Genomic DNA, 22699 nt, shown 5'->3' with positions numbered 1-22699 from the left:
ATTTTGAAATTAATTATTTTAGCCGAGTTAGTATACTACGTAATATCTTCACTAAAATGTCCGCCATGTTTCCCTTTTATCTTCTTTTTATGGTTGAACTCTTCAGATTTTCCTTTTGAAATGGATAAGCTTTTCCATTGTTCATTCTTTATAATTTTACCGATATACACTATTTGACCAATATGATAAGCATAATGCATCATCTGCCGGTTAATTGCTTCGATAATCGTATGTTCCTGGTTTCTAATAAAAATTTTAGTATTAAAGTTAGCTTCGTTGATGGTACCTAAGGCTGTAAAAAGCGTTTTCCAGGCTTCGTTCCATTTTTGTAGTAATTCCTGTTTTGTAGTGATACCAGGTTCAAATTCTAGGTCACGGGTTCTCCAGGTTTTTTCGCCATCTTCAGTTAGAAAATTTGTCCATCTTGATTGCATATTACCCCAAAGATGATTTACAATAATCGCAATCGAATTTACATCTTTGCCAGGTTACCAGAATAAATCCGTTTCCTGAAGTTGATCAAAAGTGTTCTCTCCTAGGATTTTATAATATTCAAACTGTTTACGGGTACTTTGCATGTAGTTATTGGGGATAGTCGTTTCCATTTTGGTATTTTTGATGAAGATTGGTTAAGTTATAAGTATATAAACATTAGTGTCTGGTAAAGATTTAAGACCCACCTGTAAACGGGCAGGTTGCCATCGCTTCTAGAATCAAGAATTAAAACTAATGTAAAGTTTAGGATTAACTTATTTTATGATGTCTATAAACTATTAATTTTAACTGGATATTAATGTTATACAAAGTACATTTATTCTTCTTTTCAAAAATGTATACTAATGCATTTTTGCGTTTACTACAATCACATGTATATTTATATTTAACCGTTCAAATCTATTTTGTTTTCCTGGCAGAAGTTGATCCATGATTGTATTTTAGCCATATACATCTTTACATAATTCTCGGATAAGAAGATGTTAGACCAGTCATACCGTTGTGCCTGTATTCCCAGATAAAACAAGAAGACTAAAACCCCCGCTCGAGGTATAAAATCAATTTCTTTTTTAGAAAGTGGTCGATTTGTATGATAGCCTTTTAAAAAACTTTGAGTTTTGAGTAAAAACTGTTGTTTATCTGATTCTATATGAAATAATTGCTTACAGAAATAACCTACGTCTAAAATTTGGCATCCATTACCGCAAAAATCAAAATCAAATAGGGTGATATCAATGTCATTTAATATTGCCATATTATCGTACCAGATATCCATATGTACGCTTCCTTTTTGCATATCTTCAAATTCAACATTTGAAAAGGACTTAATATATTCTTCTATAAATCGCATTTCAGGAAGTTGTTCTGAGAAATAGCTTTTTAAATTTTGATAAGGTTTTTCTAGAAGTGTATTTTTAGTATAGGAAATTCGATCAATTTTTTTGTCTACCGTTACCTGATGGAATTTTGCCATTATTAAACCAATAGTCGCAGCAGTTTTATCCTTGATAAAGCGTTTCTTTTCTCCACTAGCAAATGAAAATAGTACTGCGTAGCGGATTCCTTCCAGAGCTTCGATTTGTTGAATTAAATTTTCGTTTTTATCCGGAATGGGAAGGGAAACCTGAATTCCTTTTTGATGTAAATAAAGTAAAAGCTGTAATTCTGCTTTAATCTCATTCAACGTTCTCCAGTTGTACGTATACAATCGAAGTACGTATTTTTCCTCAGAACCAGATAAGATATAAGTATGGTTCATTCCTGTTCGAAATAGGCGACACTGAAGTTTTGGGTTGAGTTGGTATCTTGTTTTAATAAAATCACCTATCTCTTTTGCTGAAAGTATAGAAGAGATTACGGGAAACGTCTTTGTCATGCTATTTTTCTATTCCAATAAATGATATATATAGTTCCTAACAAGGTAGGCAGTATCCACGATATTAAATTATCTAATTGTAAACCCGCTACGATAAAAGCAGTTACAGATGCAATCAAAGCACCAATCATTTTACCGGTATGGGCAATCAACCAGACATTTTTAACTTTATCCAATTTTTTATAAAAACGGAAATCTTTTGAGGATAAAAATAAAGCCGTACCTCCAAAAAACAGAAAGAGGATACTATTGGATTGTGAATTTAGAAGTCTATAGGTTCCTATTAGTATCATGATACATGAGAAAATAATCATACTACCGGAAATAACCAGGTCAATTTTACCGGCATATTTTTCTTTTTTTAATTTTAACGCACGATTACCAGTTAATACTAAGTAGATGGTAAATATGCCTATCAAAAAGAGAAAAATGTTCTTATGGTTGGACATCCAGGCTATAGGTAAAGAATTTAAGGAACTTATAACCATGCTTATTGAAAAGAGTTTCCCCATTTTTTTATGTAACACACTTCCTTTTTTTACAATTACGCTACCAAAACCGGTCAATAATCCCACTCCGCCAAAGAAGGCATGCATATAAATAAGGATACGTATACTATTTTCCATAGTTGTTATTTATTGAAATGTGGTTGGATTACGGTTGCGAAATAAAGATAAACCGGTTTATAAACTAATCCAAACCAATTACATTACTTCTACGTTCAAGTAAAATATTATCTTTCCAAACTCCGTCCCGCTTTGCAACTTTCTCACGGTACCCAATTTCTCTAAAACCTAAACTTTTATGTAACTGATAGCTGGCATGATTTTCTCTAAATATGCTGGATTGTAAGGTCCAAAAACCTTCTTCCTCGCTTACTTTAATAACTTCTTCCAGTAACTTTCTGGCAATACCTCGTTTTCTAAAATCAGGATCGATATAAACGCTTATTTCAGCTACGCCGAAATATACTTGACGGGTAGAAGTGGCACTTAGGGCAATCCAACCTACTACCTTTTGGTCAAGTATGGCTACTAATCTACCAATATCCAGATGTTTTTGATCCCATTGTTCCCAATCCGGCACTTTGGTTTCAAAAGTTGCCTTACCGGATTCCATTCCTATTTTATAAATACGCTTTACAGCTTTCCAGTCTTGTGGAATCATAGGTCGAATCTGTAAATTAGTGTTCATAGCTATAAATAGATGTAAAAACGTTGAAAAAACACTCCTTTTATTAAAAATCCAATACCTCTTTTCCCTTAAAATAATTCACTAACAAAGCGGAAACATAACTATAGGTTTCCATCCCGTCCGGTTGGTTATTGGCTTTAAGATACGAATCATAACTTTCTTTAAAAAGTGGTTCTATAGGATTGCGATATGCTTCCCAAAATTCGTTTACTGCCCTATAATTCATCCGTACTCCGTGACGTAAGTTTTGTTCGATAAGACAGATTGCCTTTTGTTCGTCGCGACGGTACAAATCGTTTAAGCAAAACTTAAGGGCAAAGGTCACACCGCTATATCGAAAGTATAGATCATCCGAATTCAATGCTGCCAATGCTCCGATAAAATTAGCTTCATTCTCTTTAGCAAATCCTATTTGATGCGCTTCCTCATGGCAGGTGGTGGTAGGTGTTTTATAATTTAAAATTAAGGAATTGACCTGTCCTTCATTTGTAATTGGGTTGAGATATCCACTAAACCCCATATAAGTTAAGGGTAGGCTTAACATGGATTTTTTAATGCTCGCTGGTTGATAAGATTGAAAAGGGTATTTTTTTACCAGATTTTGATAAGCAGCAATAGTTTTATCAAAAATCTCGTCTTTAGTATAAGGAATTTCAACTGCTAGCGAGTCATCAGGTTGTAGTTGTTGGTGGATTTGGTTAGATTTCTCAATAAAATATTTGGCTACCTGTATTAGTTCTGCTTCTGTATAGGTATCGTCAATATCCAAAATTTTATGCATAGGTTGCCGGTAGTAATTCAATCCCCATAGGATGTGAAACATAAAATAGACCACGGACAAGGTACTTCCGATTTCTATGACTAACTTTTTCCAGGAAAACGGCTTTGTTTTAAATTGCTTATAAATAAAACGAATGATAAAGATGATAAATATAAAATATCCGATATCCCCAAAGGAAAAGGGAATCCATCCAAAGGTGTAACGAAGTCCTCGGGATATATACAAATAGAGACCATTGCTGTAATAATCTTCAATAAATTTCGGGAAGAACGAAATCAGTTGTATCCCTATAATTTGAACGGGTAGGAGTAGGGTAAGTAAGATTTTCGTTTTATCTTGCATTAGCTTCGTAAGAAGCGTAAAACTACAACTTTTAGCATTGATTTAATTCGTTATACCTTAGGATTTATGAGTACTGCCGTTACTGCTTTGGAACCCAAAGCCATTTGGAAACATTTTGCTGCACTAAATGCGGTGCCAAGACCTTCAAAAAAGGAAGAACGTGTTATTGCTTTTATGCTTAACTTCGGAAAAGAACTGGGCTTACCGGTTGAAAAAGATGATGCTGGAAATGTATTGATCCGGAAATCGGCTACCCCGGGAATGGAAGATCGTAAAACCATTGTATTGCAGTCTCACCTGGATATGGTTCATCAGAAAAATGAAGGAACTGCTTTTGATTTTGAAACTGAAGGAATCCGGATGAAAGTAGACGGGGATTGGGTCAAAGCCGAAGGAACTACGCTTGGGGCAGATAACGGGCTTGGTGTCGCTACTATTATGGCTATTCTAGCAGCTGATGACCTGGAACATCCCGCGATTGAAGCTTTATTTACTATTGATGAAGAAACCGGAATGACCGGGGCTTTTCAGTTACGTCCGGACTGGTTACAAGGTCAGATTCTTTTAAACCTGGATACCGAAGAAGATGACGAAATCGGGGTAGGTTGTGCCGGAGGTATTGATGTTACCGGTACCCGAAGCTATACGGAAAAAGCAAATCCGGGGAATACTAAAAGTTATCGTGTAAAAATTTCGGGGTTAAGCGGTGGGCATTCCGGGATGGATATTCATAAAAATCTGGGGAATGCTAATAAATTGATGAACACCTTGCTACGGTCAGGAGGTAAATTTAAAATGTATTTATCCAGTTTACAGGGAGGTAGCCTGCGGAATGCCATTCCCAGGGAAAGTGTTGCTGAAGTTGCAGTAGATTTTACCTCTGGTGAGATATGGAAAGAAACTTTGCTTCAAAAAGCGGAAGCATTAACGAAAGAATTTAAAGATACGGACCCTCATTTTTTGGTCGAAATTGACCAAATTGAGGAAGTGGAAAAGATCGTAGATGAAGAAGTACAACAATCTTTATTGGATGCTTTAGAAAATTTACATAACGGAGTGTATACAATGAGTAAAGCCATTCCGGATCTGGTAGAAACTTCTAATAATATTGCAAAGGTTATGGTAATGCAAGGCAAAATACAAGTGGAGTGCCTTACCCGTAGTAGCTCCGAGGATGGGAAAGCTGAATTGGTTGCTGACCTAACTGCTATTTTTAAGTATTATGGGTTCAACGTAGCGACAGGTGGTAGTTATCCCGGATGGAACCCTAATATGAATTCTCCGATTGTTAAAGTATTGGAAAAAACTTATACCGATCTATTTTCTGAAAAACCACATGTTGCTGCCTGTCATGCCGGATTGGAATGTGGTATTATTGGCCAACAATACCCGGAAATGGATATGGTTTCTTATGGCCCAACGATCAAAGGAGCACATTCTCCCGACGAACGTGTAAGCATCTCCTCCGTTCAAAAATTTTGGAAATTAACGAAGGAGGTTTTGGTGAATATTCCTGGGGAGTGAGTATGGAACTGGATGGTTTAAGTAATTTTATTTTCTTACTGTTTTAGATAAGTATATGAATGTTTCACAAGAAGGAATTAATAGCGTATATAATTCTTCAATGGTTATAAAAGCTGTAGTAGTGTAAAGGTTAAATATTTCTTCTACGTAATGTATAAATTAGATATTTCTTTTATTTCTTTGTTATACTTAATACAGAAAAAAATAGAAATTGAATGAGAATACTTTTCATTTCAAATAACCGATTAAATGAAACATCTAGAAGAAATCAATTAGAACCATTAAGTGAAAAATGGTCTTTGCTTTTCGTTTATTCAATTACGGAAGCGAGAAATTTTATCCGTCAAGAAATTATAAATAAGCAAAAGCCTCTTGATTTAATTATCGGAGATTATATGGTCAAAAATGAATCAAGTACAAAATACTTTGATGAAATAAGATCAAATATAGAAGATACATATTCTAATCGAGATTATAATATAAGGGAGATTTCTACCTCAGTTGTTTTTTCGAATAGGAGAATGGCAGTGGATTATTATACAAATGCCTGGAGTCAAAATTCAATTTCTAACCAAAGAGAAGAAGTGTTAAATATTGAGCAATATGCAGTACAGATAAAAAATTGGCGAAGACAAGTTCTCGAAGAAATGCAAAATCTTGGAATCAATTTAAATAGCGGAAAAATAGACTATTCAAATTATTTTTCTTCTAATCGACGATTTAAAATTGATACTAAAATTTTATCAAGTAATTTCAAACTATTCCCAAGAAAAATATTTTATGATTGGTTAGTAAATGATACCGAACAAATCAAAATAAAAATTGATAAATACATAAAAAAACTTAAGCGATCCATGCGATCCAAAAAGAGTGAAGAGAAAAAGTATCATAGGTTTTTTAACGAAAACTTATCATTCATTAAAAGAGATTCATTCTCAGGACACTTTTACGAACCTAAATTGTACTATACCGACAAAAATTTTTATGAACCTGATTATGTATTGAAACCTGAAATGACATTTGAAACAGACCTCAGCATTCTTGAAGTAAAATTACCAAATGAACTAATTGCAAAAAAGAAGAAATTTCACCCAACTCTAAGAGCTAAATTCATAGATCATCTATTTCAAATAAACGACTATAAAGCATACTTAGAAGAAGTAGAATACAAAAAGCAAATTAATAATGTCTTCGGATTTATTCCTAAAAATGTTGAATACAATATTTTAATAGGAAGAAATGACCATAAAGAAGAGAATAAGCATATCATAAATGATAGAATGAATCAGATGAACTCTAAAATCAATATTATAACTTATGATGACTTATTGGATTATCAAGTAAAATATTTGAAAAGATTGGAACTATTAACCATAAAGCACTGAGCATAACAACAAGTATGATCGCATATCCTCTTTCGTCAGAGACGATGACATACTATCATCCGTTGTATTTCATACGTAAAAAAATAAATCTGAATTATATTAATGATTGAAAAAGGAGATTATATTGTATATATTGATGAATCAGGTGATCACGGATTAAAAAATATAGACCCAAATTATCCCATATTCGTACTTACTTTTTGTTGTTTTAAAATACCTGAATATATTGATATTGCAGTCCCTGCTCTTCAAAAGTTTAAATTTAAATATTTTGGACATGATCAAATAATACTTCACGAAACTGATATTAGAAAAAACAAAGATCCTTTTCAATTTTTAAGAACAAGTAAAGATTTAAGAAGTAATTTTCTATCAGACCTGTCAAATATTATAGAAAAAACACCTTTTATAATTGTTCCTATTGTGATAGATAAAAGTAAACTAAAAACGAAATATGCTCAACCATTCAATCCATATCATTTAGGGCTTCGTTTTGGTCTTGAAAAGTTAAATGAAGTCTTATTACGCAAAGATCAAGTAGAAAAAGAAATTTATTTAATTTGCGAAAAAAGAGGGCGTAAGGAAGATAAGGATTTAGAACTTGAGTTTTTAAGAATTTGTAAAAAAGACGAACAGTTTGGATACAAACAGACAGACTTTGAGGAAATGACTTACCGATTATTACTTGCTGATAAGAAATCTAATTCTAGTGGATTACAATTAGCTGATTTGACGGCAAGACCTGTTGGATTACATTATTTAAAACCATCACAACCAAACAGAGCTTATGATATAATTAATTCAAAAATTTATAGATATAAAATATTTCCTTAAAAAACAAATTCCCCAGTAAAGACCGAGGAGAAATGCCGACCGGGAAATGCCCAATCCAATATTTTTTGATGCTATAAATATACGAAAAATAACTTAATTAAAAGAATTGAAAACAAACTTACTGATGCAATATTTAATACTATCTTAAATGTATTTAAAGCGTTAAATGCAAAGATCAATTTTAACGGGGAACTGCTAACCAAAAAGTAGAATGGGCAATAGAATAAAAACACTAAATACAAAAAAGGGTTGGTAGCACCTTCTAAAGCCTTAAAAATTATAGCTATCCAACTTTGAGATCTATCACCTGATATATTTATATTATCCATCATTTTTTTTACAATATACGACCATATAAAATAAAAAATCCCGCTTCAAAAGTGAGCGGGATTTTTATTATATGATGTTATCTAAACTAATTATTACTAGTTACTTTCAGGAGTGGGAGGTGTGGCTTCTTCCTTTTGAATATCAACTAATGCTAGTTCAAAAATTAAATCGGCGTTAGCAGGAATAGGACCGGCACCTCTTTCGCCGTAGGCTAAATGTGAAGGGATATAAAGGACTACTTCATCACCTACCTTCATCTGTTGTACGCCTTCTTTAAATCCGGGGATCATTTGTGCATCCGGAGAGTAGGGCATAGGGATTGGAGCATACCCCATAGGATGATCTTTTCTTCTTTGGTCAAAAACACCCATTTCAGTAGCTACGGACTCGATATTGGTATCAAAGATTTTTCCATCTGTAAAATACCCCTGGTAGTTAATTAAAACGGTTTCACCAGTTTTAGGTTTTGGACCTTCGCCTTTTTTAGTAAATACAATCTCCAGCCCGCTGTCCAGTTTCTCTGCATTTTCCTTTAGCTTTTCGTATTTGGCAGCTACTTCTTTTCCTTTTTCAGCAGCTAAGGCTTCTTTCTTTTTATCTTCTTCTTCAATAGCAGCTAGTTTTTCATCAAATTCAGCTTTGGCATCAAAGTTTTTAGCTTCTTTTCCTTTTCGGATAATGGTAACCGTTTCCATTTTTACTTCGGTTTCCGGCTTGTCCCCGGTTCCCACTTTAACGGATCCGATGCTATCAATCACTTCCTGACCTTTAATAACTTCCCCAAAAACGGTATGTTTTCCATCCAACCAGGGAGTTTCTTTAAGTGTAATAAAAAACTGGCTTCCATTAGTCGCGGGACCACTGTTTGCCATGGATAAAATTCCTTTGCTATCATGTCTTAAAGAATCCACGATCTCATCCGGAAATTTGTATCCCGGATCACCAGTACCGGTACCCAGAGGATCTCCGGTCTGTACCATAAAATCTTTGATCACCCGGTGAAAGATGATGCCGTCATAATATTTCTTACCCTTATACGTACTATCCACCATGGTATTGGTACCTTCGGCAAGGCTTACAAAGTTGGCAACCGTCATCGGAGTATCCTGAAAATATAACTCTGCAATGGCAGTACCTTTATTTGTTTTAATTTCTGCATACATCCCGTCTTCTAATTCGGGGTATTGTTCATCACAATTGTAGAAAGTGATAGCTAAAATAGCTAATAAAAAAAGATTTAGTTTTCTCATTTTTTGTGTTACTTTAATTTTCTTTTGTTGATTGTTTGGTAATTGTATGTAATGTTACTGTTGATACTAACGGAATATTAGTTCCTATCTTATCATTATCTCCGTAATATCCATAAGCCTGATAACTGGGAAATAAGAAGGTGACTGTTTCACCTTCTTTCATTAGTTTTAATCCTTCCCGTAATCCCTGAAATAATTCTTCTTTATCAATAGCATACCGGACGGTATCAATTTCTGTTTCAGAATAAATGGTATTTTGGTTTAAATCTTTAATATTGTAGTTAAAGGTAACCACATCTCCAAAAACAGGTTGTTGTGTTGCCATGGTATCTTTTTGACGGTAGTAGTACCAAAATCCGTTTTGAGAAGTCAAATAGGTATGGGAAGTATCCTGTGCAATCAAGCGTTTAATCTGCGCCTCTTCACGTGCGGCCAACTTTTTATTACGCTGAATGGACTCCTGTATAAACGACCCGGATGAAACACTTACCGGCCTGCGTGCTTCGGGAGTTTTACAACCCCATAAACAAATTATACAGCAGATAATATGTAAGCCTTGTAGCTTCATTGCAATTCCTTTTGATAAGAAGGTAAGATACTAATAAATTTATCAACGGTTTGTTGTAAAGAAAGTTCGCTTTTACCTCCTGCCGCATTATGATGTCCGCCTCCTTCAAAATGACTTCGGGAAAAATTATTTACTGAGAAGTCACCTTTGGAACGAAAGGATATCTTTATAATACCTTCTCCTTTATTTTCAATAAAAATCACAGCAAATTTTATGCCTTCCAGGGAGAGGCCGATATTGACCAGTCCTTCAGTATCTCCTTTTTTGAAATTATGGTCGTCCAGTTCTTGTTGGGATAAGGTAATATACGCTGTCTTATAATCGGAGAGTATTTTTAAATTTTTTAAAGCTACTCCTCTTAACTGAAGTTGTGAATAGGTATTAGTATCATAAATCTTTTCATGGATCATCGTATTGTCTGCCCCACGGTCTATCAAATCCGCAATTACCTGGTGGGTAGTACTGGTGGTAGATCGAAAACGAAAGGACCCCGTATCTGTCATAATCCCAACATACAAACAGGTAGCAATTGCTTGATTAATCTGATCTGTATCTTTTAGTTTTTCTATAAAATGATACACCATCTGGCAGGTACTACTCATACCAGTGTCACTATAGGTTACGGCGGCATACGTATCCGGTTGCTGATGATGGTCAATCATAATAAATTGAGCCGTACTTTTTTCGAGTAAAGCTTCCATATCTCCGGTCCTGGAAAAATGATTAAAGTCTAACGTAAATATAAGGTCAGCTTGATCCAGTAATGAAATGCATTTTTCAGTATCCGTACTGTACTTTTTAATAGTATTTTCTCCGGGAATCCATTTTAAAAACTGCGGATATTCGTTTGGGGTAATTACTGTACTTTGATGTCCTTTATTTGACAAATAATGATGCAGTGCCAGGGTGGAGCCAATAGCATCCCCATCCGGATTTTTATGCGGAATAATTACTATATTTTTTGAAGTACTTAGTAATTTGCGTACGGTGTCCAGATCAGCTGTGTTCATAGAGGGGCGAATATAATGTTAATTGTTAAATTGCAATTAGTAAAAAACGTAATTTTAACAGCTCTTCAACAAATCTACGCTTATGATATTTAGAATTTTTATGCTTTTTATGTTTGTGTTTTCTACGATTACCTGCCAACAACAGGTAGTAGAAGATTCATTAGTGACTATAGCTTTTGGTAGTTGTAATAAACAGGAACTACCACAACCGCACTGGCAACAACTTATCAAACTTCAACCCGACTTATTTATCTGGGGTGGGGATATTATTTATGGAGATACGGACGATATGGTATTACTTAAAGAGAAATACCAGCTCTTACAGGACCAAGAAGATTATAAAACATTTAGTTCAAAAATACCGGTGATCGGTACCTGGGACGATCACGATTATGGAATTAATGATTCCGGGGTAGAATGGGAAAAGAAGAAAGAAAGCCAGCAATTGTTCTTAGATTTTTTTGGCGCTTCTGAAAATGATGTTCGTAGAAACCAAGAAGGAATTTATAACACCTATACTTTAGCTAATCAGGTAGGTTCTGTAAAAGTTATTTTGTTAGATACCCGATACTTCCGTTCCCCATTAGAAAAAGATACTTCCGGTAACAAAAGGTACATCCCTACTACAGATACCACGACTACCTTGTTAGGTAATAAACAATGGAATTGGTTAGCCGACGAACTGGCTTCTTCTGATGCAGATTTTATAGTTGTGGTTTCCAGCATTCAATTTTTATCCAGGGATCATGGATATGAAACCTGGGGTAACTTTCCACATGAAATTAAAAAAATGGAACAGCTTCTTAAAAAAAATAAAGATAAGAAGGTTATAATTTTAAGCGGAGACCGGCATATTTCCGAATTTTCAAGACAAGAGGTAGAAGGATTACCCTATCCTATTATTGATTTTACTTCAAGTGGTTTAACGCACTCTTATAAAAAAAATGAGAATGAATTTAATACGTACCGTGTTCAGGATATGCTAGTTAAAAAATCTTTTGGTATGCTAAGCTTTGATCTAAAGAACAAAAAAGTAGTCATGAGTATGTATGGGGTGAATGGTACAAAACTTAAGGAGTTGGTGCAGGAATATAATTAGTATAGTGATTTAAGATAAGGGGGTTAACTAAAGTTAAAGCTAGTTTCTGTAATTCTTACTGGTTATTGCGGTGATTATAACTACTTTTGCACCGTTTTACATGAAAATACGAAAATAACTCACGTAACTAATATAAAGATGGCAACAAATAGAACTTTTACTATGTTAAAGCCTGATGCAGTACGAAAAGGCTATATCGGGGCAATTCTGGAACAAATTACCGCTTCAGGGTTTAGGATTGTGGCAATGAAGCTAACAGAACTTACTGTAAATGATGCAAAGACTTTTTATGAAGTACATAAAGAACGTCCATTCTACAATGATCTTGTAGAGTATATGACAAGTGGTCCCATTGTAGCAGCTATTTTAGAAAAAGAGAATGCTGTAGAAGATTTCAGAACGTTGATCGGAGCGACAAACCCGGAAGAAGCTGCGGAAGGTACGATACGGCAAAAGTTTGCTACTTCTATTAGTGAAAATGCAGTACATGGTAGTGATAGTGATGAAAATGCAGCGATAGAAGGTGCATTTCATTTTTCAGGAAGAGAGCAATTTTAAAGAAAGATATACAAGATTACGTAAGAACGCCTTTGGTTTTAGACTAAGGGCGTTTTGTGTTTTTATTAGTAATATTATCCAAACGCTCGCTCGATAACCATTAAAATGGAGTAATAAATATCGAATGCAACGAATTTTTTAACCTGGCTCTTTAGAATTTCTGCATCGGTCATATAATAAAGGCGTTGTGCAATAAGAGAGGTGCTTATATTACCATCATTTTCAAGAATGGTTACAATATCTTTAAAGTCTTCGCTATTAGACGTATTTTTTAAACATTGTATAAATCCTCCCCGGTAATTAAAGGTATAAATTTCTTCTTTATTATCTTTTTTAGGGTTGGTGTACGGAGATGAGGAATCGGTTGCTTCATTACTTTCGTAGTCACTTAATTTTACCCAAATGGAATTGGTCGATGTAGTCTTAGTTTTAAATAACCTTGCCAGGTCAATCGCATCTTTAGAAGGGATTTTGCGTAAATCAATAGAAAGACTGGCAACTTCGGTTAAAAACTTACGGTATACTTTTATAGGGTCAGAACTAAAACTTTGGTAATGGTTGTACAGGTCTTTTTCAAAAGTTTCAAAAGCTTGATCTATGAATCCGGTATTGTCCAGATTTGAACAATTAAAATCTTGCGATTGCATCCTGGCTATAGCAAGAAAGCAAATACAAATTAACACTAAGGATCTTATCTTCTGGGGCATCGATTAAGATTTTACTATGATATTATTTATAAAAACAGTATATCAGATTTTTCTTTCAAATATACAATTATTTTCTACTTTTTGCGTTAATCTACTAACTTTTATCGGTGAAATTATTGTTTTCTTCTTACTTTTTGGCGGTTTATCCTTTTTTACCCTAGTGTTTTCAGGTATTTCCGAAGATGGAAAGATGGTAGCTCCTACTATATTTATTTTACCTTTATCTACCATTTGTTGCTCTTTTAAGGCACTTTCTCTAATTTTCTTTTGTAAAACACCTTTTTTTACCTGACTAAAAAGTCCACCGTTTTTTTCGATTTCTTTAAAGAGTGATAAAGCTTTTTCTACCAATTGTCGGGTAATTTCTTCGATATAAAAAGAACCTTCTGCCATAGTTCCGGCGTTTCTAAACTGACTTTCTTCTTTTAGAATGTGTAATTGATTTCGGGCAATGTGGGATGAGAATTCATTTTTAGCTTTAAAAATTGTATCATAAGCATAACTAGCTACGGTATCAGCGCCTCCTAAAACGGCACTCATACATTCAGTAGTAGCTCTTAAAATATTTACATTATAGTCTAACACGCTATTATTTCTTTCTGAAGGCTGAGTAAATATATAACATTTTTTTAACAAATTATATTCTTTATTGAAAATTGCATATAGAATCCTAATTGCCCTTATTTTAGCGATTTCAAAGAAATAATTAGAACCTACACTAACTTTAAATTGAATTTTTATATTTTCTATTAACTTTTTATTATGATTTTCAAAAAGATGTAGATATTCCACTAAATGGTTGAAACTATACGCCAGTTGTTGTACCATGGTTGCCCCGGCATTTTGATAAATACTAGTATCTATAGTTAGCATAAAATGATCTGTATCTACCGTTTCTACCAAATGAAATAACCTGGTAAAATCAATTTTTCTAGTCTTTTGCCAATTCCCGGATTGAAGAAAGGAGTGGATAATATCATTTTCAAAAAACCAATGAGTAGGGAGTTCTCCTAATTTATTAAGACTACGAATTATTTCTTCCGAATTATTTTTTAATTGTATATATACCTCGGCTTCCTGTGCTTCTTTTTGTAGAAGGTTTACTAATTCTGACGGAAGTTCATACAGGGTAAAGAAAAGAGACTCTACCCCTTTATGTAGGGCATTTGTTATTTCCTCTAAAGACAAATCTACTTTTGTATTTCTAATCACTTCGGCAATTCTCCATGTTTTTGGGAGAGAGACCGGTAAACTTTCTTTTACCGTTTCTGGATGATAAAAAGGTTTAATGCTAATACCTTCCAGGGTTTGATAGGTGAGAAGGTTGTTATAATCAGCACCTTTAAGTTCAAACTGTATCTGATTTTTCCATTGTTTGGCACTAACAGGGTCAAATTCTTCAAATAAAAAGTCACTCATCCCTATACCTTTTATTTAAACTATCTTCATATTCAATGATATAAATTTCTTCGTTTTCTTTTTTCATAAAATACTCTTCTCTTGCAAATTTCTCTAAGGAAGCATCATTTTTTAAAGATTTAATCTGCTTTTGATCTACCTGAATTTCTTTTTGATAGTATTTTTTATTATCATTTAATTGCTCAATCTCATTATTTAATTCGTGATGAATTAGAAAGGAATTGGTATCCAGAAACAACATCCAAACCACAAAAACCAATAGTATTAAGATGTACTTATTGAATAATACACTTAACACCGGATATTTTTGAGGTGCTTCCTTAATGTTTCGGATGTATTTTTTAATTCTCAATGGGGTCTTTTGCTTATACTTATAAAGGTACAAAACTTAATTAAGGCGTTCTTTTATAATTGTCCTTAATACATCAATAGCCACATTATTATAGGTGTTATTAGGCACAATTAAGTCCGCAAACTGTTTTGTAGGGTCTATAAATTGCTGATGCATAGGTTTTAAAGTATTTTGATATCGAGTAAGTACCTCTTCTACATCCCTTCCCCGTTCCGCAACATCCCTTTTAAGCCTCCGGATTAAGCGCTCGTCACTATCGGTTTGAATATAGATTTTAATATCAAATAAATCTCTAATTTCCGGGTCAGTCAGAATTAAAATTCCTTCTACAATCACCACTTTACCTGCTTTTGTTTCTTTGGTTTTATTGGTACGGTTATGTTCTTCAAACGAATAGACGGGTTGCTGGATAGTATTGCCTTTTTTTAGTTCTATAAGATGTTGATGTAATAGTTTAAAGTCAATAGATTGTGGATGATCAAAATTGATGTCTACCCGTTGCTGGTAAGTAAGGTGACTGGTATCTTTGTAATAAGAGTCTTGAGAAATTACGGTGACTTCACAAGCAGGAAGTTCGGTTACTATTTGATTTACCACCGTTGTTTTGCCACATCCTGTTCCACCGGCAATACCAATTATCAACATATTTAGTTTTTTGCAAAAATATAGATTGTTAGTTACAGTAGGAACAATTGCTATTTTCTTTTTTGGCAATCTTTAAGAAATAGTAAAACCTCTTTTACAAATTTGACCAAAGAACTATGAATGTAAAGGAAGACAAATAATTTACTGGTAATTTAGACTAAAACGAAATACTAAACTTTATTATGGATAATACCAAACCCCGGAAGAAGAGTCCTGGCTGGCACCCGTTACAGATTGTAAGCAATTGATTTCTTTATTTTTTGATAAAACTCCCAGGAAACCAAATATTAATGCTTCTTTATAATCTATTAACTCTTCAGACGGAACTATAATTTGAATGTTAACCCCTGTTGCCTGTTGTAGTTGTTCGATAAGAAAGGTGTTTTTTGCGCCACCGCCGGTCAGTAGAACTTTTAGGTTATCCTTTTTTATACTTTGTAAAGCCAAATTAATTTGTTGTACGATATGGGTTATAGAAGTACGTAGTAAGTTAGTAACGGAGTCCTGACTTTTATCGATTATAGGAATGACTTTGTCTTGAAACCATTCGAAACCTAAAGATTTTGGAAAAGATTTTGTGTAATACGATAGTTGATTTAGTTCTTGTAGTATTTTAATATTAATATCTCCCTGTGAAGCCATTTTTCCATTTTTGTCATATTCCAAGCCAACTTTTTTGCTTAGATAATTAAGTAACATATTGACGGGTGCTATATCATAGGCAATACGCTTATTGTTTTGGGTAAAAGAAAGGTTGCTAATACCACCCAGGTTCACACAACAATCATATGTTGAAAATAATAACTGATCTCCTATAGGAACCAGGGGAGCTCCCTGTCCGCCCAGAGCAATATCTTTTGAACGAAAGTCTGCTACTACCGGATATTTAGTAGCAAGGGCAATTTCTTGTCCCGAGCCAATTTGTAGGGTAAAACCTTTCTCCGGACGGTGATGTATGGTATGCCCATGATTAGCAATAAAATCAGGTGTGATTTTATTCTTCTTGATAAAAAGATTTACCTGTTCGCCGATCCACTGTCCATAAGTACTATCTAGCTCTAAAATATCAGGAACATCGAGGTTAATCGCATTCTTTAATACTTCTTTTAAATCCGTATCATATTCGATATGTTGAGTGGCTATCAGTTCAAAGGTATAAGCTCCTCCAACCTTGTCAAATTGGCAAAAAGCAATATCCAAACCATCACGGGAGGTTCCTGACATCAAGCCTATTACTTTGTATTGCATACAGATGGGTAAAAAATTAATTAGTTTCCAATAAAGATTCAAAATTACTATCAATATTAGAACCAAGAATTAAGACTAATTATTATACTATTGAAAATCAATGTTATAACAATATTCACCTTAAAAAACAAATTACTTTTAAAAATGTAGAAAAGCAAGCTTCAAATACTTTAAAGTTTGGAATCATCTTATTTTACTTTGCTTTATATACTTATTTTAACCGGACACCAAAAAAACACACACAATTCTACTCAAACCACATGGTAGGTATAAAATAAAGGTGTTGCTAATTTTATGAAAAACTGATTTTTATAAAAAACAGGAACTTCGTCTTTAAAAAGCTTTATTAAAAAATCTTAAAAAAATGGGTTGTAGCAATTGATTATGTTAAGGTCATTTAAAAGTTTAGGGGGAACTATTATTTGAATTAATTCCCGAAGTTTTTACGTCTTTCTGCAATTACAGGAGTTTTTAATTTCGTATCTGAAAAAGAAGAATAGTTTAATTTAAAACACTGATTATGAAAACTTATTTACGTTCACTAATTTCCATATTATTTGTAATCTCCCTATCAAGCCTTAGTGTTAACGCACAGGATAAAGAAGATATTATTTTAAGTAAGGTTGAAGATTCAAAAATGTATAAAACGATCGAATTGGCACAAATGGATCGTAATTTATCAACGTTTGTCAATCTGGTTGCCTTAAGTGGTCTGGAAACTTCAATGTACATGACAGATGATCATACTTTATTTATTCCTACTAATGAAGCCTTCTATGATATGACTATTGAGGAATTTGCTAATTTAACAAATCCTAAAAATCGAGTGGAACTGGTAAAGTTTATAAAATATCATGTATTACCTAATAAAAGAATGGCATCAGAATTTGAAACAAGGCAGGTAATTAGTACCGAAGAAGATGAAGAAATCTCAGTAAGCGCAGATGATAATTTGGTATATATCGGAGGGGCACAAGTAATTAAGTCAGATATCGAAGCGAGTAATGGTATTGTACATATTGTAAATGCGGTGATAAAGCCTACGGTAAGTGTGATTGCCGGAGGAGAATAATTAAGAAATAAATTTTTGAGTTAGCCCTCAGGATGTTTGTTTACATCTTGATAGTAAATCCTGGTATAGATATGCCGGGATTTACTATTTACAGAAACTTGAATTTCGAATAATTGATAGCTAATTTATATTTTTTGAATTACAAGAGTTTTCTAGTGTTTATGGCCTTTAAACTACGTGTTTTAAAAGTGTAGTATTTTCAACGAACAACTTATTTTTAGCTTCAAATATATTATTGAATAAACTGAAATAATCATAAATTCTTTGAAGACTGTTTGTTTTGTAGATAAAATTGTTTGAAAAGTAATAGAATTACTATTTTGTCGTATCAAGCGTAGTTAAAATTATGAGAGAATTCAATCATTAATTTTCAACTTCGCTTAAAAAAAGTTCTAGGCAATACTATATGTAAGCTTTCAGAATAAAACGTAGTATTTTTTCATTAGTATTCTGTAAAGATTTAAAATTCCTATCACTTCTAGGATCAAGAATCAAGACTAATTGTTATACTATTGAAAATCAATATTATAATAAAATTCACGTTTAAAAATGAATTACTTTTAAAGGTTTGAAAAAGCAACTTACAAATACTTTAAAGTTTAGAATTACCTCATTTGACTATGCTTTATAAACTTTTATTTATTTCACCCGGACACTAATATCTATTTTTATAAAATAACTAAAACCGGGTTAATAATTTAGGCTTTAAAATACATGGGTAGTTTAGCAAATTCTTATTTTTAGAATATCATAAACGCAAGTCTATTATATGCAATTTATTGATTACTATAAAGTTTTAGGCGTAGCCAAAGATGCTTCTGACAAAGATATAAAAAAAGCGTATCGAAAGTTAGCCAGAAAGTATCATCCTGACCTCAACCCAAATAATAAGGAAGCTGAAAAGAAATTTAAAGAGATCAATGAAGCGAATGAAGTTTTAAGTAATGCAGAAAATCGTAAAAAATACGATCAATACGGTGAAAACTGGAAGCATGCTGATGAGTTTGAAAAAGCAAAACAATCTCAAGGAGCTTATTCCGGTGGGCAACGTAGCTACAACGATTTTGGAGGTACAGGATATAGTAATGCAGGATATACAAGTGATGAATTTTCAGAATCAGATTTTTCAGATTTCTTTGAATCTATGTTTGGTGGCTCGGGTCAATCCTATCGCAGTCATCAGGTTAAGTATAGAGGTGAGGATCTTAATGCAAGCTTGCAGCTCAATTTAACAGATGTACTAACTACTGAAAAAAGAACTTTAACCGTTAATGGTAAAAACATTCGGTTAACTATTCCGGCTGGCGTAGAGGACGGACAAACTATCCGTATAAAAGGACATGGCGGTTCCGGGGTAAATAATGGTCCTAAGGGAGACTTATATATTACTTTTCAGATAATTAATAATACGGAGTTTAAAAGAGTAGATAATAATCTATATAAAACCGTAAAAATAGATCTATACACGGCAGTTTTAGGAGGAAATATTACTGTTGATACCCTTAGTGGTAAAGTAAAACTTAACGTAAAACCTGGAACCCAAAGCGATACGAAGGTCAAGTTAAAAGGAAAAGGATTTCCTATCTACAAAAATGAAGGAAAATTTGGAGATCTTTATATCACTTATAAGGTAGAAATTCCAACCAAGCTTTCTGAAAAACAAAAAGAATTATTTACACAATTGTCTAAACTTTAAATCAGGCTTATGACATCAGAACATTTAATACCCTTATTGGATTTTTGTAAAAATCATAAGGTAGAGGATACTTTTATCCGTGAACTGCAAGATATGGGGCTGATCCAGGTTGTTTCTGTTCATCAGTCTTATTATATTGAGCAGGACACCTTACCCAGGTTGGAACAAATTGTACGATTTAATAAGGATTTACATATTAATGTAGAAGGAGTGGATGTGATTTTACGCTTACTTGATGAAATGCAACAAGTCAAAGATGAAATGAAAGTACTACAAAAACGACTAAGGTTATACGAAGATTTTTAAGTAAAAGATAAAATTATGACAGATTCATTTAAAAATATTATAAATACCTCGACACCTGTACTGGTAGATTTTTATGCGGACTGGTGTGACCCTTGTAAAGCATTAGCTCCGGTTTTAAAAGAAGTAAAATCCGAAATGGGGGATGAGGTAAAAATTGTTAAAATTGATGTGGATAAAAATCAAAACCTGGCTAATCAATTCCAGGTGAGGGGAGTTCCTACCATGATGGTTTTTAAAGACGGAAAGCAACTCTGGCGACAGTCCGGTGTTTTATCAAAAAATGACCTGATCCGGAAGATTAAATCTTATTAAAGTACAATTTAGATTTATCTATGCCTACATTCAAGTTATAAATGCAACAGTTTGGGTTTTGTTGATAAAAGTTGCGTATACCTCATTGGGTGTTTTATACCCGAACCTTTTCCTAGGCCTATTGTTTAAAATGTTTTCTACTTTCTCTACCGCTTCCTTAGTTATCTCTGCAAAGCTACTACCTTTTGGGAAATACTGCCTTATCAGCCCGTTGAGGTTTTCATTGGCACCCCTTTGCCAGCTATGGTAGGGTTTTGCAAAGTAGAAATCAATGTCAAGCTCCTCTGCTATTTCCTGATGGTTTGCAAACTCCTTCCCGTTGTCACTGGTAATAGTTTTAATAAAGGGCTTCCAATCTTCCAGTAGTTCTTCCGTTTTCACCTGGACTTCCCGGGCTGATTTGTTTTCTATATGTCCCATCCTTAGCATCCCTGTAGCCCTATCGTTTATAGTGACAAGGGCACCTCTATGGTCTTTACCTATCACCAGGTCAATCTCAAGGTCACCTATCCTTTCTTTTTTGTCTACTACCCGGGGGCGTTCTGTTATGTCCCTTCTATTAGGGATGCACCCCCTACCTGCTTGCTTACCGCCTCTTTTCTGGTACTTCCTTCCCTTATTACGCAAACAAAGGTATGTTCTCCCGCCTGCTTTCTTATCCTGCCATATAAACTGGTAAATACGTTCATGCGATACACAAGGGGTCCCCTCTAGCATAGCCCTTCCTTTGATCTGTTCCGGGCTAAGGTGGTCTTGAAGCCCATCACAAACCAACTTCTCCATAGAAGGGGTAAAAACCTTGTGCTTTGTTTTATCCTTATGGCGTTTTTGGGCTTTTCTTTGGGCTAGCTCAGCATTGTACTTCCCACTTCGGTTGTCAGCATTGCGTCTTACTTCCCTATATATAGTAGAGCGATCCCGACCCAACTGTTCTGCTATTTCCTTTTTAGGGGTTTTAAGTTCTAAAAGTGCTGATATTTTGTACCTTTCCTCCAGCGTTAAATGTTCCATATTCTTTAAGTTTTCCAACCCAAAGGTATGAGATTTTTCGCCGCCCCCACCATAGTTTTAGCCCTAGGGCTAAAACTATGGTGGGGGCTTTTATCAACAGCTAAGCTGTTGCATTTATGTGTTGAATCTAAGAAGTTTTAAAATAATTTTTTAGAAAGATAAATGCAAATTAGGGTAACTTAGAAACGCTTTAAAAAGTCTAAAGGTTCGAAATTGATTAAAATAGGAATGTATAAAGATCAGAAATAGTACGTAGTTTTGTTGCAAAATAAAGTTATTAAATGTTTACAGTACTTCCTAAAAAGGATAAGCTATTAGTAGGTCTACAGGCATTGCTATTTATTTTGTTTTTACTACCCTTTACCTGGTATGTTTTTGAAGTAGGATATAATGTAATGTTATTCTGTTATCTGGCTAAAGTTGTAGGTTTTCTTATAATCATTATAAGTATTTTCCAATTACGAAAGCAACTTTCTCCTTTTCCCAGTCCGCGTGAAAAGGGGAAATTGATTACCAGTGGAATTTTTAAATATATACGTCATCCAATTTATAGTGGAATATTGATGTTGTTTTTTGGTTCCGCTATTTACCAAGGATCCTTTTATAAAGTACTTATTTCCGTATTGTTGCTAATTTTGTTTTATTATAAAAGTAATTATGAAGAGCAGCTTTTGGCTAATTACTTTAAAGAATACGGGGCTTACCAGAAAACTACCGGCAGGTTTCTACCTAAAATTGAGTTTTTACAGAGATAGTTTTTAAAACATTTTCTATTTATGGTAGTATCCTTATATTTGCAAACCAAAATTTGGAAATGGTAGTATAGAACTGCTATCAACGGGTAGTAGCTTAGTCCGTTTAAAGTGTCCTGGTTGTAGCGGGAAGAATGGAATTAGTGACACCTTTGGAAAGAATGAAATACGGGTAGTAGCTTAGTCCGGTTAAAGTGCACGTCTGGGGGGCGTGAGATCGGAGGTTCGAATCCTCTCTACCCGACATACGGTAATCCCTTTAAAATTGTAAGGTTTTAAAGGGATTTCTTTTATACATACTTTCATTTGAGATACTAAAAGGTTGGTATAGCTGACTTGTTGAGAGTTATAAAAATGACTATTAAAATGTTGTGATAATTACTTTCTTTGATTGAGTTATCAGTTCTTTTTTTGATAGGTTTGTATATACCTAC

At 33.8% G+C, this 22699-nt stretch carries 23 protein-coding genes, 1 tRNA gene and 1 pseudogene; 11 read left to right on the top strand and 14 right to left on the bottom strand.

The window, feature by feature from the left end:
* Nucleotides 1–35: 35 nt before the first annotated feature.
* The 5 genes and pseudogenes from NBT05_RS15870 to NBT05_RS15850 all read right to left on the bottom strand — a co-directional run.
* A pseudogene (locus NBT05_RS15870) lies at nt 36–470 on the bottom strand (DUF1572 family protein); the annotation flags it as partial.
* Between the two features lie 410 nt (nt 471–880).
* A complete protein-coding gene (locus NBT05_RS15865; protein ID WP_265770870.1) occupies nt 881–1870 on the bottom strand; it encodes a phosphotransferase in 990 nt (329 codons plus the stop codon).
* Complete coding sequence (locus NBT05_RS15860) at nt 1867–2496, bottom strand: hypothetical protein (protein ID WP_265770869.1); 630 nt, start codon at nt 2494–2496, stop codon at nt 1867–1869. The genes NBT05_RS15865 and NBT05_RS15860 overlap by 4 nt, the downstream gene beginning before the upstream one ends.
* Before the next feature lie 64 nt (nt 2497–2560).
* Nucleotides 2561–3064, bottom strand: coding sequence for a GNAT family N-acetyltransferase (locus NBT05_RS15855; RefSeq protein WP_265770868.1), 504 nt, complete (start codon nt 3062–3064; stop codon nt 2561–2563).
* 43 nt (nt 3065–3107) lie between these two features.
* Nucleotides 3108–4187 (bottom strand): DUF3810 domain-containing protein, encoded by a 1080-nt coding sequence (locus NBT05_RS15850; RefSeq protein ID WP_265770867.1) that lies wholly within the window; start codon nt 4185–4187, stop codon nt 3108–3110.
* 66 nt (nt 4188–4253) lie between these two features.
* On the opposite strand from NBT05_RS15850, the gene NBT05_RS15845 reads away from it, so the two are divergent.
* From NBT05_RS15845 to NBT05_RS15835, 3 genes are all read left to right on the top strand, one after another.
* Complete coding sequence (locus tag NBT05_RS15845) at nt 4254–5711, top strand: aminoacyl-histidine dipeptidase (protein WP_265770866.1); 1458 nt, start codon at nt 4254–4256, stop codon at nt 5709–5711.
* A 215-nt stretch (nt 5712–5926) separates the two neighbouring features.
* Nucleotides 5927–7096, top strand: a complete 1170-nt coding sequence (locus NBT05_RS15840; protein WP_265770865.1) for a Shedu anti-phage system protein SduA domain-containing protein — start codon at nt 5927–5929, stop codon at nt 7094–7096.
* 102 nt (nt 7097–7198) lie between these two features.
* On the top strand, nt 7199–7930 hold the full coding sequence (locus NBT05_RS15835; RefSeq protein WP_265770864.1) for a DUF3800 domain-containing protein: 732 nt from the start codon (nt 7199–7201) through the stop codon (nt 7928–7930).
* A 425-nt stretch (nt 7931–8355) separates the two neighbouring features.
* On the opposite strand, the gene NBT05_RS15830 is transcribed toward NBT05_RS15835, so the two are convergent.
* Genes NBT05_RS15830 through NBT05_RS15820 form a run of 3 tightly spaced genes read right to left on the bottom strand, consistent with a single transcriptional unit; the run spans nt 8356 to nt 11088 of the window.
* Complete coding sequence (locus NBT05_RS15830; protein WP_265770863.1) at nt 8356–9510, bottom strand: peptidylprolyl isomerase; 1155 nt, start codon at nt 9508–9510, stop codon at nt 8356–8358.
* Between the two features lie 13 nt (nt 9511–9523).
* Nucleotides 9524–10078: a gliding motility-associated peptidyl-prolyl isomerase GldI gene (gldI, locus tag NBT05_RS15825; protein WP_265770862.1), complete on the bottom strand. Its 555-nt coding sequence runs from the start codon at nt 10076–10078 to the stop codon at nt 9524–9526.
* Nucleotides 10075–11088 carry a DHH family phosphoesterase gene (locus NBT05_RS15820; RefSeq protein ID WP_265770861.1) on the bottom strand — a complete coding sequence of 338 codons (1014 nt, stop codon included), beginning with the start codon at nt 11086–11088 and terminating at the stop codon, nt 10075–10077. The genes gldI and NBT05_RS15820 overlap by 4 nt, the downstream gene beginning before the upstream one ends.
* A gap of 82 nt (nt 11089–11170) precedes the next feature.
* Between NBT05_RS15820 and NBT05_RS15815 the strand changes: the two genes are divergently transcribed.
* Both NBT05_RS15815 and NBT05_RS15810 read left to right on the top strand, forming a co-directional pair.
* On the top strand, nt 11171–12187 hold the full coding sequence (locus tag NBT05_RS15815; RefSeq protein WP_265770860.1) for an alkaline phosphatase D family protein: 1017 nt from the start codon (nt 11171–11173) through the stop codon (nt 12185–12187).
* Between the two features lie 138 nt (nt 12188–12325).
* Nucleotides 12326–12745 carry a nucleoside-diphosphate kinase gene (locus tag NBT05_RS15810; protein ID WP_265770859.1) on the top strand — a complete coding sequence of 140 codons (420 nt, stop codon included), beginning with the start codon at nt 12326–12328 and terminating at the stop codon, nt 12743–12745.
* A 74-nt stretch (nt 12746–12819) separates the two neighbouring features.
* Here the strand turns inward: NBT05_RS15810 and NBT05_RS15805 are convergent, their stop codons facing one another.
* The 5 genes from NBT05_RS15805 to NBT05_RS15785 form a co-directional block, all read right to left on the bottom strand.
* The gene (locus tag NBT05_RS15805) at nt 12820–13452 is read right to left on the bottom strand and encodes a hypothetical protein (protein ID WP_265770858.1); all 633 of its coding nucleotides are present in this window, start codon (nt 13450–13452) and stop codon (nt 12820–12822) included.
* A 42-nt stretch (nt 13453–13494) separates the two neighbouring features.
* On the bottom strand, nt 13495–14871 hold the full coding sequence (locus NBT05_RS15800; RefSeq protein WP_265770857.1) for a methylmalonyl-CoA mutase family protein: 1377 nt from the start codon (nt 14869–14871) through the stop codon (nt 13495–13497).
* Nucleotides 14864–15112 (bottom strand): FtsB family cell division protein, encoded by a 249-nt coding sequence (locus NBT05_RS15795; RefSeq protein WP_265773255.1) that lies wholly within the window; start codon nt 15110–15112, stop codon nt 14864–14866. The genes NBT05_RS15800 and NBT05_RS15795 overlap by 8 nt, the downstream gene beginning before the upstream one ends.
* Nucleotides 15113–15259: 147 nt before the next feature.
* Nucleotides 15260–15868 (bottom strand): uridine kinase, encoded by a 609-nt coding sequence (udk, locus tag NBT05_RS15790; RefSeq protein ID WP_265770856.1) that lies wholly within the window; start codon nt 15866–15868, stop codon nt 15260–15262.
* Nucleotides 15869–16048: 180 nt separating this feature from the next.
* Nucleotides 16049–17116, bottom strand: coding sequence for an anhydro-N-acetylmuramic acid kinase (locus NBT05_RS15785; RefSeq protein ID WP_265770855.1), 1068 nt, complete (start codon nt 17114–17116; stop codon nt 16049–16051).
* Between the two features lie 520 nt (nt 17117–17636).
* On the opposite strand from NBT05_RS15785, the gene NBT05_RS15780 reads away from it, so the two are divergent.
* The 4 genes from NBT05_RS15780 (at nt 17637) to trxA (ending at nt 20502) form a co-directional block, all read left to right on the top strand.
* Complete coding sequence (locus tag NBT05_RS15780) at nt 17637–18188, top strand: fasciclin domain-containing protein (protein WP_265770854.1); 552 nt, start codon at nt 17637–17639, stop codon at nt 18186–18188.
* A 769-nt stretch (nt 18189–18957) separates the two neighbouring features.
* Nucleotides 18958–19884 (top strand): J domain-containing protein, encoded by a 927-nt coding sequence (locus NBT05_RS15775; RefSeq protein ID WP_265770853.1) that lies wholly within the window; start codon nt 18958–18960, stop codon nt 19882–19884.
* A gap of 9 nt (nt 19885–19893) precedes the next feature.
* A complete protein-coding gene (locus NBT05_RS15770) occupies nt 19894–20190 on the top strand; it encodes a chaperone modulator CbpM (protein WP_265770852.1) in 297 nt (98 codons plus the stop codon).
* A 15-nt stretch (nt 20191–20205) separates the two neighbouring features.
* Nucleotides 20206–20502 (top strand): thioredoxin, encoded by a 297-nt coding sequence (trxA, locus tag NBT05_RS15765; RefSeq protein ID WP_265770851.1) that lies wholly within the window; start codon nt 20206–20208, stop codon nt 20500–20502.
* A 30-nt stretch (nt 20503–20532) separates the two neighbouring features.
* On the opposite strand, the gene NBT05_RS15760 is transcribed toward trxA, so the two are convergent.
* Nucleotides 20533–21513, bottom strand: a complete 981-nt coding sequence (locus NBT05_RS15760) for an IS30 family transposase (RefSeq protein ID WP_265770850.1) — start codon at nt 21511–21513, stop codon at nt 20533–20535.
* Between the two features lie 281 nt (nt 21514–21794).
* Here NBT05_RS15760 and NBT05_RS15755 point away from each other — a divergent pair, with 281 nt between their 5' ends.
* On the top strand, nt 21795–22268 hold the full coding sequence (locus NBT05_RS15755; RefSeq protein ID WP_265770849.1) for a methyltransferase family protein: 474 nt from the start codon (nt 21795–21797) through the stop codon (nt 22266–22268).
* A gap of 166 nt (nt 22269–22434) precedes the next feature.
* Nucleotides 22435–22509, top strand: a tRNA-Pro gene (locus NBT05_RS15750).
* The last annotated feature ends 190 nt before the right edge of the window (nt 22510–22699 follow it).

Source organism: Aquimarina sp. ERC-38 (assembly GCF_026222555.1).
GTDB lineage: Bacteria > Bacteroidota > Bacteroidia > Flavobacteriales > Flavobacteriaceae > Aquimarina.
The sequence above is the reverse complement of the archived record's forward strand: the minus strand, read 5'-3'. Positions and strand labels throughout refer to the sequence as shown.